General features: G+C 60.3%; 15 protein-coding genes and 1 pseudogene. 8 read left to right on the forward strand and 8 right to left on the reverse strand.

Features of this window, described 5'->3' with window-relative positions; translation table 11 throughout:
- Positions 1-188: 188 nt before the first annotated feature.
- On the reverse strand, positions 189-1,079 hold the full coding sequence (locus ACCD02_RS23365; protein ID WP_413307173.1) for a LysR family transcriptional regulator: 891 nt from the start codon (positions 1,077-1,079) through the stop codon (positions 189-191).
- A gap of 127 nt (positions 1,080-1,206) precedes the next feature.
- On the opposite strand from ACCD02_RS23365, the gene ACCD02_RS23370 reads away from it, so the two are divergent.
- The 3 genes from ACCD02_RS23370 to ACCD02_RS23380 all read left to right on the forward strand — a co-directional run bounded on the left by ACCD02_RS23370 (position 1,207) and on the right by ACCD02_RS23380 (position 4,092).
- The gene (locus ACCD02_RS23370) at positions 1,207-1,980 is read left to right on the forward strand and encodes an SDR family oxidoreductase (protein ID WP_413307176.1); all 774 of its coding nucleotides are present in this window, start codon (positions 1,207-1,209) and stop codon (positions 1,978-1,980) included.
- 15 nt (positions 1,981-1,995) lie between these two features.
- A complete protein-coding gene (locus ACCD02_RS23375) occupies positions 1,996-3,045 on the forward strand; it encodes an L-idonate 5-dehydrogenase (protein ID WP_413307178.1) in 1,050 nt (349 codons plus the stop codon).
- A 96-nt stretch (positions 3,046-3,141) separates the two neighbouring features.
- Positions 3,142-4,092: an AraC family transcriptional regulator gene (locus ACCD02_RS23380; RefSeq protein ID WP_413307181.1), complete on the forward strand. Its 951-nt coding sequence runs from the start codon at positions 3,142-3,144 to the stop codon at positions 4,090-4,092.
- 85 nt (positions 4,093-4,177) lie between these two features.
- Here the strand turns inward: ACCD02_RS23380 and ACCD02_RS23385 are convergent, their stop codons facing one another.
- Both ACCD02_RS23385 and ACCD02_RS23390 read right to left on the reverse strand, forming a co-directional pair.
- A complete protein-coding gene (locus ACCD02_RS23385) occupies positions 4,178-5,041 on the reverse strand; it encodes a methyl-accepting chemotaxis protein (RefSeq protein WP_413307408.1) in 864 nt (287 codons plus the stop codon).
- A pseudogene (locus tag ACCD02_RS23390) lies at positions 5,036-6,118 on the reverse strand (methyl-accepting chemotaxis protein); the annotation flags it as partial. The pseudogene ACCD02_RS23390 and the gene ACCD02_RS23385, both read right to left, overlap by 6 nt.
- Here ACCD02_RS23390 and ACCD02_RS23395 point away from each other — a divergent pair.
- Positions 6,117-6,251: a hypothetical protein gene (locus ACCD02_RS23395; RefSeq protein ID WP_413307183.1), complete on the forward strand. Its 135-nt coding sequence runs from the start codon at positions 6,117-6,119 to the stop codon at positions 6,249-6,251. The pseudogene ACCD02_RS23390 and the gene ACCD02_RS23395 overlap by 2 nt on opposite strands.
- A gap of 16 nt (positions 6,252-6,267) precedes the next feature.
- Here ACCD02_RS23395 and ACCD02_RS23400 read toward each other — a convergent pair whose 3' ends face one another.
- Complete coding sequence (locus tag ACCD02_RS23400; RefSeq protein WP_413307186.1) at positions 6,268-7,497, reverse strand: MFS transporter; 1,230 nt, start codon at positions 7,495-7,497, stop codon at positions 6,268-6,270.
- Positions 7,498-7,691: 194 nt separating this feature from the next.
- On the opposite strand from ACCD02_RS23400, the gene ACCD02_RS23405 reads away from it, so the two are divergent.
- Positions 7,692-8,588: an SMP-30/gluconolactonase/LRE family protein gene (locus ACCD02_RS23405; protein ID WP_413307189.1), complete on the forward strand. Its 897-nt coding sequence runs from the start codon at positions 7,692-7,694 to the stop codon at positions 8,586-8,588.
- 101 nt (positions 8,589-8,689) lie between these two features.
- On the opposite strand, the gene ACCD02_RS23410 is transcribed toward ACCD02_RS23405, so the two are convergent.
- Complete coding sequence (locus tag ACCD02_RS23410) at positions 8,690-9,235, reverse strand: DUF4174 domain-containing protein (protein ID WP_413307192.1); 546 nt, start codon at positions 9,233-9,235, stop codon at positions 8,690-8,692.
- 185 nt (positions 9,236-9,420) lie between these two features.
- Between ACCD02_RS23410 and ACCD02_RS23415 the strand changes: the two genes are divergently transcribed.
- Positions 9,421-10,038, forward strand: a complete 618-nt coding sequence (locus ACCD02_RS23415) for a LysE family translocator (RefSeq protein ID WP_413307195.1) — start codon at positions 9,421-9,423, stop codon at positions 10,036-10,038.
- Between the two features lie 5 nt (positions 10,039-10,043).
- Here ACCD02_RS23415 and ACCD02_RS23420 read toward each other — a convergent pair whose 3' ends face one another.
- The gene (locus tag ACCD02_RS23420; RefSeq protein WP_413307197.1) at positions 10,044-12,593 is read right to left on the reverse strand and encodes an EAL domain-containing protein; all 2,550 of its coding nucleotides are present in this window, start codon (positions 12,591-12,593) and stop codon (positions 10,044-10,046) included.
- Positions 12,594-12,752: 159 nt separating this feature from the next.
- The gene (locus tag ACCD02_RS23425; RefSeq protein WP_413307200.1) at positions 12,753-13,787 is read right to left on the reverse strand and encodes a DUF1176 domain-containing protein; all 1,035 of its coding nucleotides are present in this window, start codon (positions 13,785-13,787) and stop codon (positions 12,753-12,755) included.
- A 119-nt stretch (positions 13,788-13,906) separates the two neighbouring features.
- Between ACCD02_RS23425 and ACCD02_RS23430 the strand changes: the two genes are divergently transcribed.
- Together ACCD02_RS23430 and ACCD02_RS23435 are read left to right on the forward strand one after the other, a co-directional pair.
- Positions 13,907-14,950: a DUF4917 family protein gene (locus ACCD02_RS23430; protein WP_413307410.1), complete on the forward strand. Its 1,044-nt coding sequence runs from the start codon at positions 13,907-13,909 to the stop codon at positions 14,948-14,950.
- 290 nt (positions 14,951-15,240) lie between these two features.
- The gene (locus ACCD02_RS23435; RefSeq protein WP_413307413.1) at positions 15,241-16,065 is read left to right on the forward strand and encodes an HDOD domain-containing protein; all 825 of its coding nucleotides are present in this window, start codon (positions 15,241-15,243) and stop codon (positions 16,063-16,065) included.
- 105 nt (positions 16,066-16,170) lie between these two features.
- On the opposite strand, the gene ACCD02_RS23440 is transcribed toward ACCD02_RS23435, so the two are convergent.
- Positions 16,171-17,115: an alpha/beta fold hydrolase gene (locus ACCD02_RS23440; RefSeq protein ID WP_413307416.1), complete on the reverse strand. Its 945-nt coding sequence runs from the start codon at positions 17,113-17,115 to the stop codon at positions 16,171-16,173.
- Between the last annotated feature and the right edge of the window lie 29 nt (positions 17,116-17,144).

Raw genomic sequence — 17,144 nt, forward strand, 5'->3', positions numbered from 1 at the left:
CCGCGAGGGGGCCAGAACATCCAACACATTGGCGGCGTCCGTAATAAAGCTTTCGCTAATTAATTCGCTCCCACAGTAGGGCGTGAATATCATCGGATCTGTGGGAGCGGATTCATTCGCGAAGAGGCTGCTCTGGTTTTACAGCAAACATAGAATCTCCCACAGGCCCAGCTCCCAGCTCGCCCACCCTATGGCTCGACCTTGGAGAACAACTCCCGCATCAACTCGAACAAGGTCACCTTGACTGCCGTATCCAACCCGGCCCAGGCCAGCCCCGTCGCGGCGCGGTGACCGCCCAGTTGCAATGGTCGGGCAACCACATTGGGCGGCACCGCGAGGGCTGCATGGGCAGGTAACAGACCGACACCCAGCCCCGCCGCGACCAGCGCCAGCATGGTGGTGAACTCACCCAGCTCCGAGCTAATGGGCAACGCCACACCCTGGGTGCGCAACGCCCGCATCAACTCATCGTAGAAACCCGGCGCATAACGCCGCCCCAGCACCAGGATCGGCAAGGCTTGCAGGTCTTCGGCAAGCAGACTCTTGCGAACCGCCAACGGATGTCCTGACGGCAGGGCCAGCACGAAGGACTCGCGCAGGACCACCTGGGTCTGAATCCCGGCATAGGCAGCGGGCAGGCGCATCAGGCCGAAATCCAGCTGGCCTTCCTGCAGCGCCGCCGCCTGGTCCGGCCCGGGCATGTCCTTGAGTTGCAGTTCGATGCGCGGGAAACGCTCATGCACGCTGCGGATCAGCGTCGGCAATAATTCAGGCAATACCGACGAGACAAAACCCAGGCGTACCCGACCAATCTCGCCGCGCCCCGATGCCCTGGCCATATCGGCGGCATGGGCGGCCTGATGCAGGGTCGCCCGGGCCTCCGGGAGAAACACCCTGCCCGCCTCGGTCAGGCTGACGGAATGGCGATTGCGCTCGAGCAGGCGCACGCCCAACTCCTGTTCCAGGGCCTTGATCTGCATGCTCAGGGCGGGCTGGACCACTGCCAGGCGCTGCGCCGCACGGCTGAAATGCAGCTCCTCGGCGAGGACGACAAAGGCGCGTAAATGCTTGAGTTCCATGCTGACCCATCAATGGTTATCAAAATCTGTGATTACCCTATCACCAATAAACATTGGCCGTGATCCTGAAACCAGGCTGAACTGGGCGGCATTCAACGCCTCATACCGATCATCAGGAGATCACTGCATGTCCAACGTTAGCGAGCGCTTTCGCCTCGATGGCCGACTGGCCCTGATCACCGGCTCCAGCGCCGGTATCGGCCTGGCCATAGCCCGCGGTCTGGCCCAGGCCGGGGCGCGGGTCGTACTCAATGGTCGCACTGCGCAAACCCTGGAGGCCGCCGCAGAAGTCTTGCGCGGCGAAGGGCTTGAGGTGCATACGCAAATTTTCGACGTGACCGACACCGATGCCATCCGTCACGCCGTGGCCGGTATCGAAAAGAACCTTGGCCCGATCGAGATCCTGGTCAACAACGCCGGGATGCAGCGCCGTGGCCCGCTGGAAGAATTCAGCGAGGTGCACTGGAGCGAATTGATGCGCACCAACCTGGACAGCGCCTTTCTGGTCGGCCAGGCCGTGGCGCGCTACATGATCAACCGCCAGCGCGGGCGCATCATCAATATCTGTTCGGTGCAGAGTGAATTGGCCCGTCCCGGTATCGCCCCCTACACCGCAAGCAAAGGCGCGCTGAAGATGCTGACCAAGGGCATGGCCGTGGACTGGGGTCCCCATGGCCTGAACATCAACGGCATCGGCCCCGGATATTTCAAGACTGAACTCAACGCCGCCCTGGTCGCCAACCCCGACTTCAGCAGTTGGCTGGTCCAGCACACCCCAAGCCGCCGTTGGGGCAATGTTGAAGAACTGGCAGGAGCCGCGGTGTTCCTCGCCTCTGACGCAGCCAGTTTCGTCAACGGCCATATTCTCTATGTCGACGGCGGCATCACCGCCTCACTGTGATTTTCGGAGTCAGTCATGAATGCAATTGTTTGCCACGCAGCCAAAGATCTGCGGGTTGAAGCGCAAGATGAAGCTGCCCTGCCCGCCCCAGATCAACTACGGGTGCGTGTCGCCCGTGGCGGGATCTGCGGCTCGGACTTACATTACTACCAGCATGGCGGCTTCGGCACCGTGCGCCTGCGCGAGCCGATGGTGCTGGGGCATGAAATTTCGGCGGTGATCGATGCTGTCGGCGATAGCGACAGCCCATTCACGGTCGGTCAGGCCATTGCGGTGTCGCCGTCGCGCCCTTGTGGCGGCTGCCGCTTCTGCCATCTGGGTCAACCCAATCATTGCCTTGACATGCGCTTCTACGGCAGCGCCATGCCCTTCCCGCATATCCAGGGGGCGTTTCGCCAGAGCCTGATGATCGATGCCAGCCAGGCACATCTTCTCGCCGACGGCCTGAGTCTGGGTGAAGGCGCCATGGCCGAGCCACTGTCAGTGGGCTTGCATGCCATCGCCCGTGCTGGTGGGGTATTCGGCAAGAAAGTTCTGGTTACCGGCTGCGGCCCGATCGGCAATCTGTTGATTGGCAGCCTGCGCGCCGCCGGAGCTGCCGAGATCGTCGCCGCCGACCTCAGCGATTCGGCCCTGGCTTGCGCCACTCGCATGGGCGCCAGCAGCACTCACAACCTGGCCAGCACGCCGGATGCCCTGCAAGGCTACACCGCGCAGAAAGGCTATTTCGACGTGATGTTCGAAGTCTCCGGCAGCGCCAAGGCCCTGCACGACGGGTTGCACTGCGTCGCGCCCCGTGGTGTGGTGGTGACCGTTGGCCTGGGCGGCGATGTCGCCCTGCCGCTGAACCTGATCGTCGGCAAGGAACTGGATCTGCGCGGCACCTTCCGCTTCCACCCGGAGTTTGCCCAGGCCGTGGACTTGCTCAATCGTCGGGTGATCGATGTGCGCCCGGTGATCTCCCACTCGGTGCCTTTCAGCGAAGCGGTCAGGGCTTTCGAACTGGCGGCGGACAAGAGCCAGGCAATGAAGGTGCTGCTGGACTTTGGCGTCGCCGACCGCTGAGGCTCTGGCATCCTTGCCTGATCCTCTGAGGCGGGTTGTGTTTTGTGCGGGTCACGCGCAGATTCAGGGTCTATACCGCTGCCCGGTTTGCTTGTCATGACTGACCGATTCGCCGACGACCCGCACCGATCCCGCCAGATGGTGGCGCTGCTGCAACAGCTCGCCCCCGTCGAGGGCTACAACCTCACGCCCCTGGCCGATGTGCGCCTGCTACGTTCCAACCGCCCCCTGAGCCGCACGCCGGTGCTCTACGACCCGGGCATCGTCATCGTATGCCAGGGCCGCAAGCGCGGTTACTGGGGTGACGAACTGTTCGTCTATGACGCCCGGCATTACCTGGCAGTGGCGGTGCCGGTGCCCTTCACCATGGAGACCGAGGCCAGCGCCGCAGAGCCGCTGCTGGCCATCTATCTGCATCTGGATTTCACCGTGGCCGCCGAAGTACTGCTGGCCCTGAGCGAGCAAGGCGCCGACGAGCACAGCGAACCCAAGGGCCTGTATGCCTCGCCCATGGAAACGCCCCTGGAACAGTCGGTGCTGCGCCTGCTGGAGGTACTGGGGTCGGAAGTGGAAAGCCGCGTGCTGGGGCCGGCGCTGGTACGGGAGATTTATTATCGGGTACTGACCGGCGCCCAGGGCGGTTCGTTACGGGCCGCCCTCGGCCGCCAAGGCCAGTTCGGGAAGATCTCACGGGCGATCCGCAAGATCCATACCTGCCTGGGTGAGTCACTCGACGTGGAGCAACTGGCCCGGGAGGTGAACATGAGCGTGCCGACCTTCCACGCTCACTTCAAGAACGTTACCCAGACCTCGCCCATGCAATATCTGAAAGCCACCCGCCTGCATCAGGCGCGATTATTGATGCTGCGCAATGGCCTCAATGTTTCCACTGCCTCGCTGCAGGTCGGCTACGAAAGCCCGTCGCAGTTCAGCCGCGAGTTCAAGCGTCTGTTCGGCCTGACGCCCAGCGACGAAATCATGCGCATGCAGCAGTCCTTCGCCCTGCCGCCGCCGGCGGCGTCGTCAATTTATGTGTCGTCGCATTAGCGGGTGAGGCCACTATCCGAACTGGAATTTGCTTCCACAGTATTTGCACGCCCTGCCAATGGTTTGCAGGGGGTTTTATGTCATTTCAGACGCGGAAGCGCGACACCAGCGTCTGCAAATGCGTCCCCAGGCGCGCAAGCTCGACGCTGGACGCTGCGGTCTTGTCACTGGCCGTCGCGGTCTGTTCCGACACATCGCGCACGCTGATCACACTGCGGTTGATATCGTCGGCCACGGAGGTCTGTTCTTCAGCGGCAGTGGCAATCTGTTGGTTCATTGACTGGATCGCGGCCACGCTGCGGGTGATGCTTTCCAGGGATTGCCCGGCCTGACGGGCCAGTTCGACGCTGCTGTCGCTCAGGGCGCGGCTGTTTTCCAGAGTAGTGGACACCTGCTGGGTGCCCGATTGCAGACCGGAGATCAGCCCTTCGATTTCCTCGGTGGATTTCTGCGTGCGCTGGGCAAGGCTGCGCACCTCATCGGCGACCACGGCAAAACCACGTCCGGCTTCACCGGCACGGGCCGCTTCGATGGCGGCGTTGAGGGCCAGCAGGTTGGTCTGTTCGGCCACTGACTTGATCACATCGAGCATGCTGCCGATCTTGTCGCTCTCAAGCTTGAGTTCATTCATGGCATGGGTCGAATGGCCGACTTCCGTGGCCAGGCGATCGATCTGGGCAATGGCCTTGTTCACCACCTCGTCACCGGCACGGGCTTCGCGGTCGGCACCGGCTGCGGCGGCCGAGGCCTGCTCGGCGTTGCGTGCGACTTCCTGAACGGTCGCGGTCATCTCGTTCATGGCCGTGGCCAGTTGATCGGTTTCGATCTTCTGGGTATTGACCCCGACACTGGTCTGCTCAGTCACCGCCGACAGTTGCTCTGCAGCACTGGAAATCTGCGTAACGCCGTCACGAATGCCACCGATCAGCCCACGCAGGTTAGTGGTCATGCCGTGCACGGAGGCCTGCAGTTTGCCCAGTTCATCGCCGCGCTCGGTACGGGCGTGCTCGGTCAGGTCACCCGCCGCAACACGCTCGACGACCAGCAAGGTTTCATTCAAGGGCGTGACGATCTGCCCGGTGATCAGCATGGCGGCAATAACGCCCAGCAACAGCGCACCAATGGCCGCACCAATCAGGATGTAACGCGCCTGCTGCGTATCGGCTTCCCGCCACTGAATCTGGTTTTGCGTCAGCTTGTCGCTGAGTGAAAGCATCGCGATCATGCTGTCGCCAAGAGTCTTTGCCGCTTGCTCGCTGTCCGCCTGGGCAGCACGGAACTGGTCTGCCGTCGCGCGATAGCCGACAAGGGCCTGATCCAGACGCGCAGCGCCATCGACCAGCGATGGCGGCAAGGCTTCGGCGAGTTTCTTGATATTGGCCCGGGCCGCATCAATAGCCGCCAGGGCGCCCGGATACATGGAAATTTTGCCGCTGTAGGTAAAACCGCGCAGGGCGAAACGTGCGCCCTGGAACAGACGCTCCTGCTCAACCACGGTTTTTTCCTGGATTTCCCGTTGCAACAGTGCATCCGGTTCGGTTGGCAGCTTGGCCAGGCTGCTGTTCATTTGCTCAAGTTCAGCGGCGCCGGCATCGGCGTATTTACCGAAGACATCGCGGGTAGCTTCACGGCTATCAATCGCCTGACGGTATTTACCGAAGACGCTGCGGTAATCATTGAGCTGCTTCTGCGCCTCGCTCAGTAATTTAAGGTCTTCAGGAAACGCCAACTGGGCCTGAAGTTTGCTGAGGTGCGGATCGAGGGCGTCCATGATCTTGACCACGGCCGTCGCATGTTCGGCATCGTAATTGAGCGTGTAGGACAAACGCGCAACCCGCAGGTCACGGTACATCTCGGCCATCTTGGCAATGCTGACCAATTTGTCACTGCGACTGGTCAGCGAACTCAAGCTGCTCCACCCGGTCAGGCTGATCATCAGGGTCAACAACAGAACCAGAGCAAAACCGAATGCCAGCTTTGCACGTACGCTGATATTGCCCAGCACACTGCCTGCGGGACGAGCCATGGGTGAATCTCCAGAAAAACGCACGATGAACGACTACCAGTCAGGCGCACCTCGGCGCCTGTCACAACTGGACATGTTCTCGCTGCATCGGCATTGGACGGCTTATCTTGAAGGCCCGCTCGATATTTCGTGAAGACAAATCCTGTTACTTATTCGGTGACCACCACTCCGCGACGCGGCTTGAACATCCAGGTGGCGACAGCACAGCCAGCCAGTAATACACAGGTGCCGAGAAATACCACGCGCATGCCGAAATGCCCGCCCAGAAAGCCACCGGCCAATGGCCCCAGCACCTGGCCGACATATTGACTGGAGGTGGAATAGCCGAGCATGCGCCCGGCCACGTTCTCCGGCACGGCATGGCGGATGATCGCGGCGATGCACGGCAGCAGCCCACCCAGGGCCAGGCCCATGAGAAAGCGCAGCAACACCAGCTGCCATTCCTGAGTAACAAAGGCCTGGGGGATCAACAACAGTGAGGCCACGGTCAGGCAACCGGTGACCACGGTCCAATGGCCGATACGGTCGGCCAGCTTGCCCAGGCGCGAGGCCGAGATAATGCTGCCCAGTGCCGTGGCAGACATCACCAACCCGGCTGCCACCGTCACCTGCTCGGCCTTGAGCTGGATCAGGTAGACGGTGATGATCGGCTCGATGGACATGACCGCGAACATCAGCAGACTGGCGACCACCAGCATGATCAGCACCGGCTTGCGATCATCGATACCCGCCCAGACACTGGCCCTGGCAGCAGCCTTGTGTTCCTTGCTGCGCGGTGGCCGCGGCGCTTCCTTCATCAGGAACAGGGTAGCGAGGAAAGTCACGAAAATCGCCGCTCCGGCCAGAAAGAACGTATTGCGAATGCCGATCAGCGGCGGCAGGGAACCACCGATCAGGGGCCCCGCCAGATTACCCGCCATGATCCCCGACGAGAGCATCCCAAGAGCCCAGCCCGAGCGCGACTTGGGGGTCTGAGTGGCGACGAGGATGGTCGCACCGGAAGCATAGCCGCCCAACAAGCCAGCCAGCAGTCGCAACAACACCAGTTGCCAGACGTTCTCCGCCAGGCCGATCAGCGACATCGCCACGGCCATGCCCAGGCTGGCGCGAATCAGCATCAGCTTGCGTCCGTAACGGTCCCCCAGACGCCCCCACAAGGGCGCGGTAAGAGCTGCGGAAAGAAAGGTGGCGCCAAATGCCACACCGGACCACTGGGCGATGTCGGCCGGATCGCTGACGCCCAGTTGCTCGACATACAGTGGCAGGAACGGCAGCAGCAAGGTCATGGCGATAATCGTGGTGAATGAACCCAGGGCACAGACCGCCAGGTTGCGTTGCCAATGCTGCTCGACGGGGCTTGAGTCCGGTACTGCGCTCATGAATTCTCTCCAGGGATCCAAGCCAGGTACGCTAGCGCTTTGCTCCTCATAAATAAAATTCATGTTTTTTATACAGCCAATTACCAAATGGAATACCAACGAAGATTCGTTGGAGCCGGACAAGCCCGGCTCCCGTAATCAATCGCTGAAAATCCTCTAAGATAGGGACCTCGGACAGCCAAGGAATAACAACAATGAACTACTCCAAACCGTCCCCCATCGCCATCGTCGGCGACCGTTGCGGCGAAGGTGCCGTGTGGTCGGCAGCGCAAAGTGCGGTGTTCTGGGTCGATATCAACCGCTTTCTGATACACCGCCTGGACTACCCGTCGCGCCGGTTGCAGACCTGGATCTTCGACGAGCCGGTGGTGGCCCTGGCGCTGACCGAGGATGAGCAACGCCTGCTGGTCGCCCTTGGTTCGAAGCTGATCTGGTGGTGGCCTCACAACGACGAACGCCAGGACCACGGTTTTACTCTGCCTGCCTCGCCTCAGGCACGACTGAATGACGGACGCTGCGATCCGCTGGGTAATTTCTGGGTCGGCTCGATGTTCAACAATGTATCGCCTGAAGGCGAGAGCATTGGCGGCAGCGGCAAACCGGGAGTGCTGTACCGTCTTGGCGCGGACGGCGTTGCCAGCCCCAGAGTTGATGGCTTGCAGATTTCCAACACCCTGTGCTGGAGCCCGGACCGCACGACTTTCTACTTTGGCGACAGCCCGGCCAACGAAATTCGCGCCTACACCTACGACGCCAACACCGGCGATATCGGCCCTGGTCAGCCATTTTTCAGTGGGTTCGAACGTGGCGAACCGGACGGCTCAGCCATCGACAGTGATGGTTATCTATGGAACTGCCGCTACGGCGGTGGCGGCATCGCCCGCATCGCCCCGAACGGACAACTGGACCGGTTCATCGAAATGCCGACCCTCAACCCGACCACCTGTGTGTTTGGCGGACCGGACCTGAGCACCCTGTTTATCACCTCGGCGGCCAACGACACCCACCCAAGGGATCGCCTGGCAGGGTCGTTGTGGATGATCGAGACGGATGTGTCGGGGTTGCCGGAGAACCGGGTCAAATTGGCATGATATATGTGGGACCGGCTTTAGCCGGGAACAAGCCGGTACATCCGATACATCTCTGTCATCCGTACCTGGGTCTTCCCGGCTAAAGCGGGTCCCACAGTTGCTCAGTCATCCAACCCCTTCGGCGCAGCCGCAGCGCCCTTGCCCGGTTTGCCGCCCTTCTCCGGCGCCGCAGCCTTGGCTTCTGGAACCGCAGCCGGTGGCGGCGGTGCCGAGGCCTGCTTTTCAGTTGCAGGCAACTGATCGATGGTGCTGAACAACTCCTTGGGCTCGACGAATTTATCGCGACTCAGTTTCTGCTCACCGTCCTTGCCGAGCAGGATGATCTGGACCGGGGCACCGACTTTCAGCTTCAGCTCACGAATCAGGGACATGGTCGATTGCGCGTCGAGGTCCTTGCCGTTGCGCTGGCCGACGGTGTTGATCACGGTGTAGAGGACCATGTTGCGCTCGTCGAAGGCCTTGCGATTGTCCGGCTCGGCCAGAGCCTTTTTCAGGCTGACCAGGGTCGGATCCACCGTGCTGGGTACAATCACGATCAAAGGACGAGAACGGCCCCGGTCCTGATTCAGGGGGGAATCGCTGTCAGCCGCCAACAGAGGGCTGGCAAACGCCAGGGCGGTGATCAGCGTCAGTGATCGCATGAACATGGGGATCTCCTTTTCGTATTCTTGGTTGAAGCATTGCGCATTGTGAACAAAGCGCCAGCTTCAGACTGCAAAACCAGCCGATATATCCCGACACTAAACCAGCCGAAGCGTTAACGGAACATCCGTGCTGCATGGGTCAGCAATTTCAGGGTAACGTGGCGCACCGTCTTTACAGGAGTAGCCCCATGATCGACAGCCAGGCCGTTCTTACCGTATTCATGGTGTATATCGCCGGGGTACTGATACCAGGTCCGAATTTCGTGGCCGTGGTGCACAAGGCCGTGTCGGATACTCGTCAACGGGCTCTGGCGCTGGTGGCGGGAATCGTTCTGGTCAATGTGTTCTGGGCGAGCTGCGCCATCGGTGGGATCAGCGTGGTCTTCGCCGCCTTCCCCTGGGCGGCACTGAGCATCAAACTGCTTGGCGCCGGCTATCTGGTCTGGTTCGGCGTGCGCCTGTTACTCAAGGCTGGCATGGGGGCCGCTGCAGCACCTGAGCAAAGGGCGGTCGGCAGCGTGGGTCGCGCCTTTATGCAAGGCGTGATTACCAATATCGGCAACCCCAAATCCATGGCGTTCTTCGCCGCAGTATTTTCTTCGGCAGCACCGGCCCATGCCTCGCCGGGCACCTTCCTGTCGATGCTGGCGGTGGTGGCCATGGTGTCGTCGAGCTGGTACACCCTGGTCGCCGTCGCCCTGTCGCAACCGACGGTGGCGGCCACCTATCGACGCAGCAAGAAAACCGTCGACCGGTTATGCGGCGGCCTGATCCTGTTTTTGGGCGTACGGCAGTTGGCTCATTAAACCGATCAAGTGACCTGCTGAGGCCTGGCCATCAGCCACATCTCAAGATCGCTGGCCGATAAGGGCCGGGAGAACAGGTAGCCCTGAGCCACATGGTAGCCCTGACGCTTGAGGATCTGATATTGCGCCTCGGTTTCGATGCCCTCGGCCACCACCTTGAGGCCCAGGCTTTCGCCAATATGAATCACCGCATCGCTCAAGGCCTGGCTGGTCGGATCACTTTCCAGGTCCATGACGAAACTGCGGTCGAGCTTGAGCTCGCGGATCGGCAAGCGGCGCAGGTAGCTGAGGCTGGAGTAGCCGGTACCGAAATCGTCCATGGCCAGGCCGACACCCAGTACATGCACCTCATTGAGTACGTTGAGGGTACTGGGGTGGATGTCCATCAACACGTTCTCAGTCAGTTCCAGAGTCAGGTCACTGGCCGCGAGTCGGAAGTGCTCAAGGGTGCGGGCGATCATGCCGGGCAGTTCGATATTGTGGAAATTGGTCGGTGACAGGTTGACGGAAATCATCGGTATCACCAGGCCCTTGTCACGCCAGGCTGCCAGTTGCCGACATGCCTCGCGAATCGCCCACAGTCCCAGATCGCCGATCAGACCGCACTCCTCGGCCAGTGGAATGAAGCGCACCGGGGAGATTTCGCCGAACTGCGGATGGGTCCAGCGCGCCAGGGCCTCGACCCCGTGCAGGGTGCACCCCTGCATATTGACCTGGGGCTGATAATGCAGGCGAAACTGGTTACAGCCAAGCGCCTCACGCAGCGCCTGCTCCAGGGCCTGACGCTCCTGGGCCTTCTGATTGAGCTCATGACTGAAGAAACTGAAACGTCCGCGCCCGGCCTTCTTGGCCTGATACATCGCCATATCGGCGCGATGAATCAGCACGCCCATGTTGTCACCGTCGTCCGGGTACACGCTGATACCGATACTGGCCGACGGCGATAGTGTCTTGCCAGCTATGCGACAGGGTTCGCCGAGGTTCAGTTTCAGATGTTCGACCACATCGGTGACATGACGACTGCCGCATTTGGGCAGGATCATGACGAACTCATCCCCGGACAAACGCCCGACAATGTCACTCTGGCGTCGCTCGAAACACAGACGTTTGGCAACGATCTGCAGCAGTTCATCACCCGCCGGATGGCCCATTGAATCGTTGACCTGCTTGAAGCGGTCCAGGTCGATGAACAAGACGGCCAACTCGGTATTATTGCGCTTGGCATCGCTCAGGGCGTGCTCGGCATTGGCCTGAAGCAGGCTGCGATTGGGCAGTTCGGTAAGGCTGTCGTAAAACGCCAGCTGGCTGATATGGGCGCGGATTTTCTCCCGCTCCAGGGCCAGGGCGCATAACGGCACGATGACGTCCACCAGCCGCTGATGAAATGCCGAGGGGCTGCGCACGTCTTTGTAATAGAGCGCCAGGGTTCCGATTGCCCTGCCTTCGGTGCTCATGATCGGCGTCGACCAGCAGCTTTTAAGGCCAAGGGGCAGCACTGCGCCCTTATAGTCGAGCCACAACGGGTCATTGGCGATATCGGTGGAGATCACCTGTGTGCCGCGAAAAGCCGCAGTACCGCACGCGCCGACACCTTCACCGATTTTCACGCCGTCGATCTGGCGGCAGTAGTCACTGGACAAGCGCGGAGCAGCCAGGGTGCGCAGGCGATCCTGCTCATCGATCCGTAACACCGACGTGGTGACATCCGGAGCAATCCGTTCGATTTCCCGACACGCCAGCTCCATCAGCGTCTCCAGAGGCTCTTCCCGGACCATGGCGCTGAGCATGCGATGTTGCAGCACTTCATGCATTTTCGAGCGAGAGATATCGGTGAGGATACCTACCGCGTTGGTGATGCGACCTTCGCTGTCACGGATCGGGTTGATGGTCACGCTGCACCAGATGCGCTCACCACTCTTCACATAAGTCAGCTCTTCGGCCTTGATCGGTTGACCGATGCTCAACAATTCCCGAGTTCCGTCGCGCACTTCCCGCGACAGGTGAGGCGCCAGCAAGGTATCCGGAAACTGGCCGCGCACCTCGTCCAGAGAATAGCCGAACATACTTTGGAAACCGGCGTTGACATAAACGATCCGCCATTGGCTGTCGGTGATCATGATCGAGCTGTCGGTCTGGTCGGTCACCAGTGACAGCAAGCGCAGGCGTTCGCGCTCTTCATGCTGTTCGGTGACGTCTTTGATAAAAGCGGTATAGAGAATCTGCCCATCGGTGACGATGCGCGATATCGACATAGCGCCCCACCGCTGGCCACCATCGCCACGCATGATCGGCACATCGCGACTGACTCCGACGTACTTGTCGATGCCAGTGACGCGATTGCGGTTTACATAAGCATCGTGATGGGGACGAATATCGTGGGGGATCAGCACATTGACGTTGTGCCCCAGCACTTGATCACGGGACAGCGCCCACAAGTGTTCAGCAGCCGGATTGAACAGCACCACGTTATTGTCAGCATCGATGACCACGACGCTGTCGATGGCTTGTTCAAGGGTCTGAACGAAAATCTCGGAAAGACTGCTGGTAATGCCCATAAGGCTGGACCACTTGCGAGTAAGACCGCTGAAGGGCTGGACACCAGCACCTTCGTTGCCAATTTAATAGCACAAAGCCATGCGCGCGAGAAGTTGTCTGCAACTAAAGTGTCATGCCCTCACGCCGCCGCGCCGCGCATGCGCATGGGGATGTCGCGGCTAGTCCCGGGTCCGCCACATCACCGGCCACGGCGACGGACTGCCGGCGCAACTGCTCATCATCGCAAACGAGCGGGGGCGAAACCCCTTGCCGTCGTAGCGCCAGCTCTGGCTCGCACCACAATCGCCAATGCCGCGCCCCTTGTCGTGACTGCTCAAGACGCCGGTATCGGCGTCGTATTCGACATAGCCGGTCAATTCGTCGGCCATGTCCTCGCCCGGGAACTCGTCAACATCGAGCAATTCAGCCTTTTCCGGACTGTCCGGCGACGTCTGATACAGGGCGTAGTTGCAATTATAGGCCGCGCAGCTCGTCTGGATGATCACCAGGACAGTACTGTCATTGAGCGCATTCACCGTCACACCGGGATTTTCATCGGCATCGTGATCGGCGTCCCAATCGTCCCGGGTCGCCTTGAGCACGGCGTCGCCGATGCGTTTCTGCTCGGCCTCGCTGAGCGCCTTGGCCTTGATAAAGGGCGCCAGTTGCGGGGCCAACGGTGCAGCAGGAACACTGCTGTCCGGTTTGTTGCCACGTTTGAGCAGCGCACCCTGGGTGCCAACCCGTGCCTGCACCGAGTCGACCAGCAGCAAGGAAGCACTGAAACCATCCAGAGATGTACTGCCTTCGTCATCCTTGTTGGTCATGGACAGGCGCGTGCCATTGCGCAATTCATCGATCAAGGCCAGCGCCTGCGGCCCGCTGGCGACCCAGTTGTCGGCATCATCGCCACTGCCCTTTGACAATGCGCTCTTGAGCGGTTTGCCATCAAGCAACGGCTGTTCAGTGGCTGCGCCAGTCATGGCAATGGCCACCTGAGGCACTCCCTGAGGCCCGGCATCGCGATCTATACGCAGGGACAGCGGCGCATGCTCCTGATCCTCTTCAGCGGAAATCGCCGTGCAGTGACGCGTGTTGTCGCACACTACCACCCAATTCTTGATGTCCTTGTACAGCGGCACTTCTTCCGCCGCCCAGGTCACGACGGGCAGCAATAGCAGGGGCAGCAGCGCGGCTTTGCGGGTGAACGTCATGATGCAGCCCGAGGGAGGTCCGAAGTACAGGCACTTTAACGTGCCACTACAGGGCTGAGTAGCCGTCCTGCAGGCTGTTTTATTTGAACGGGTGGGCGCAGGACGGGGTTCCCTATAAAATCCCCGCTCTTTTAACGCTGCATCGGGATGATCAAACCGTGGATCTGGACGCTGAACTCGCTCACTGGCCCGCCCTGCAAGAGCGCCACGACTTTTCCGGATTGCTGCTGGGCAACGGCGCAAGTCAGGCCGTGTGGAAGAACTTTGCCTACGACTCGCTGTTCGACCTGGCCCAGACCACCCGTAACAAGCCCCTGAGCACCAGCGAGATGAGCGTGTTCCGGGTTCTCGATACGCACAATTTCGAGCCGGTGCTCAGCGCTCTGAAGACCGCCATGCAGGTCAATGCGGCCCTGACCATCAGCTCGGCTTCACCGCGCAATCGCTACTTCGCCATCAAGGAAGCCCTGATCCACGGCATCCGTTCAGTGCACATCCCCTGGAAGTTGATGCAGGAAAGTACCCTGGTCCGGCTCAACCAGGCGCTGCAGCAATACCGCAACCTGTACTCGACCAACTACGACCTGCTGGCTTATTGGGCGGTGATGCACGATCCGTTGCCCTTCGATGACCTGTTCGACGAAGACACAGGCTTCAGCCCGCGCCCGGCAACGGCCGAATGCACTCGCCTGCTGTACCTGCACGGCGGCATGCATCTGGTGAAGAACCTCGACGGCACCACGCGCAAGCTGCCCTCCTCCGGCAGCACCCTGCTCGGCAGTTTCGCCATCAATGCCCTGGACGATGTACCGACGTTCGTCAGCGAAGGCCGCAGCGCCGAGAAGCTGAAGATCATCCGTCACTCCGAATACCTGTCCTGGTGCCATGGCCAGTTGGCAACGCATGAGGGCGCGCTATGCATTTTCGGCCAGGCTCTGGGCGCCCAGGACCAACACATCGTCGAGGCTATCCGCCAGGCACGGCCGCAGACCCTGGCCATTTCCATCTATCCGCGCAGTCCGGCGTTTATCGCCCATCAGAAAAAACACTACCGCGAACTATTCAACGGTCTGGACACCGAATTGCTGTTCTTCGATGCCAAGACCCACCCTCTGGGTGACCCGGGCTTGAACGTGCCGGTGGAGCATTTGAAACTAAGATGAATCAATCAAGAGGCAGCGGTTGCAACCCGCTCCCTCTTCTTCGTTTATTTAAACAATCTGTATACCCACGCTAATCGTTTGACGTCAAAAAAGCCTATCTTCCCTAAGCACATGACAGGGCTCTAGAATCAGGGGCGGCTTTTGCCATTAATAGCAAATAGCCATTGATTTATTGAGTTATGCAGACCGCTTGGCAAGACCAGAACACCAAACGTGCACATCTGTAAAAATTGCCTATCTTTGGGTTATTCGGGTGTATTAGAAAAAAGGGTGACGTCTCAATGAACACAATGAAAATTGAAGATCTATTTCGTGATTTGCACAGTCTTCCGAGCATTCCAAAGGTCGCCCAGGACCTGATCCTGCAATTCGATAACCCTTCGTCCAGTCTGGAAAGCGTTGCCCGCAACATTGAGAAAGACCCGGTCATTTCCGCGAAGATCCTGCGCCTGGCCAACTCGGCCCGTTTCCGCGGCTCGCGCGAGTCCTCCAGCATCGAAGATGCGGCCATGCGTCTTGGCTTCAACACCCTGCGCACCCTGGTCCTGGCCTCGGCAGTGACCGGCGCGTTCAAGGCCAGCCCAAGCTTCGACCTCAAGGCCTTCTGGCTGAAAAGCTTCCAGGTTGCCGGCATCTGCCGCATGCTTGCCCGGCAAACCGGCGTCGATGCTGAAATCGCGTTCACCTGTGGCGTGATGCACAACATCGGTGAATTGCTGATCCAGACCGGCGCTCCCGAGGTTGCCGAGCGCATCAACGCAGCCGCCAAGGCCGGTACCGTCGGCCACGTGGCCAATGAAACCCTGCAACTGGGCTTCGGCTATCCGGAAGTCGGCGCTCATCTGGCCAAGCTCTGGCATCTGCCGAACGTCATCGTCGAAGCCATCGCCCATCAGGCGCATCCGTCCCAGGCCCCGGATAACGCTCCGCAGCCGTTGATCATTGCCCAGGCCACCACCATCTCCGACGCCATCGAAAGCCACGGCGGCGCGACGCCAGAAGCCCAGCAAGCGGTAAACGGACCATTGATGGAAGGTATCGATCTGGACATCCTGTTCCAGGGCCTGCCTGCGGTACTGGAAGCGGACAAGGCGTTTGCTGAATTGTTGAACTGATCCAGCCGCGATCATCTGTAGGAGCTGCCGCAGGCTGCAAACACGGCATCAAGCCGTTCGCAGCCTTAGGCCGCTCTCACAGGGCAACGTCGATCCCGGAAATGATTATTTGACCAACCCCGCAATCAACGCCTTATTGAACACCTCAGGCTCTTCCATCTGCGGTGCATGCCCCATGCCGGGGAACTCCATCAGTTGCGCCCCCGGAATCATCCCCGCTACCTGCTTGCCCAGTACCTGGTAGTGACCGATCTTCGCCTTGACCTCGGCCGGAGCAATATCGCTGCCGATGGCCGTCGTGTCGGCATCGCCGATCATCAATAGCGTCGGCACCTTGAGCTGGGGAAATTCGTAGAACACCGGCTGGGTGAAGATCATGTCGTAGATAAGCGCCGAGTTCCACGCCACCACTTGATGCCCCGGTCCCTTGTTCAGCCCTGCCAGCATATCGACCCACTTGTCGAACTCGGGCTTCCAGCGGCCGACGTAATAGGTGCTCTGCTCGTACTTGCGAATGCCTTCGGCGCTGAGCTTGAGTTCGCGTTCATACCATTGATCGACGCTGCGATAAGGTACCCCCAGGGCTTTCCAGTCCTCAAGGCCGATGGGGTTGACCAGCACCAGTTTGTCGGTCTGCTGCGGATACAGCAGCGCATAACGAGTGGCGAGCATGCCCCCGGTGGAATGGCCGATGATCGCGGCCTTGTCGATACCCAGGGATTCAAGCAAGGCATGGGTATTGAGGGACAGTTGCTGGAAGCTATACTGATAGTTGCCCGGTTTGCTCGAGGTGCAAAAACCGATCTGGTCCGGCGCAATCACCCGGTAACCGGCGCCACTGAGGGCTTTGATGCTGTCTTCCCAGGTGGCGGCGCAGAAATTCTTGCCATGCAGCAGCACTGCCACACGGCCGTTGCCAGCCCCCGTTGGCGCGACGTCCATGTAGCCCATTTCCAAAGCCTGGCCCTGGGACTGGAACGTGAATTTATGCAAAGGATGAGGGTAGCTGAAGCCCTCGAGCTGCGGGCCATAAACCGGAGTGTCGGCCATGGCCGCAGGTGTTGCACAGGCCAGCAGCA

The organism is Pseudomonas sp. Pseusp88 (assembly GCF_047303955.1).
Lineage (GTDB): Bacteria > Pseudomonadota > Gammaproteobacteria > Pseudomonadales > Pseudomonadaceae > Aquipseudomonas.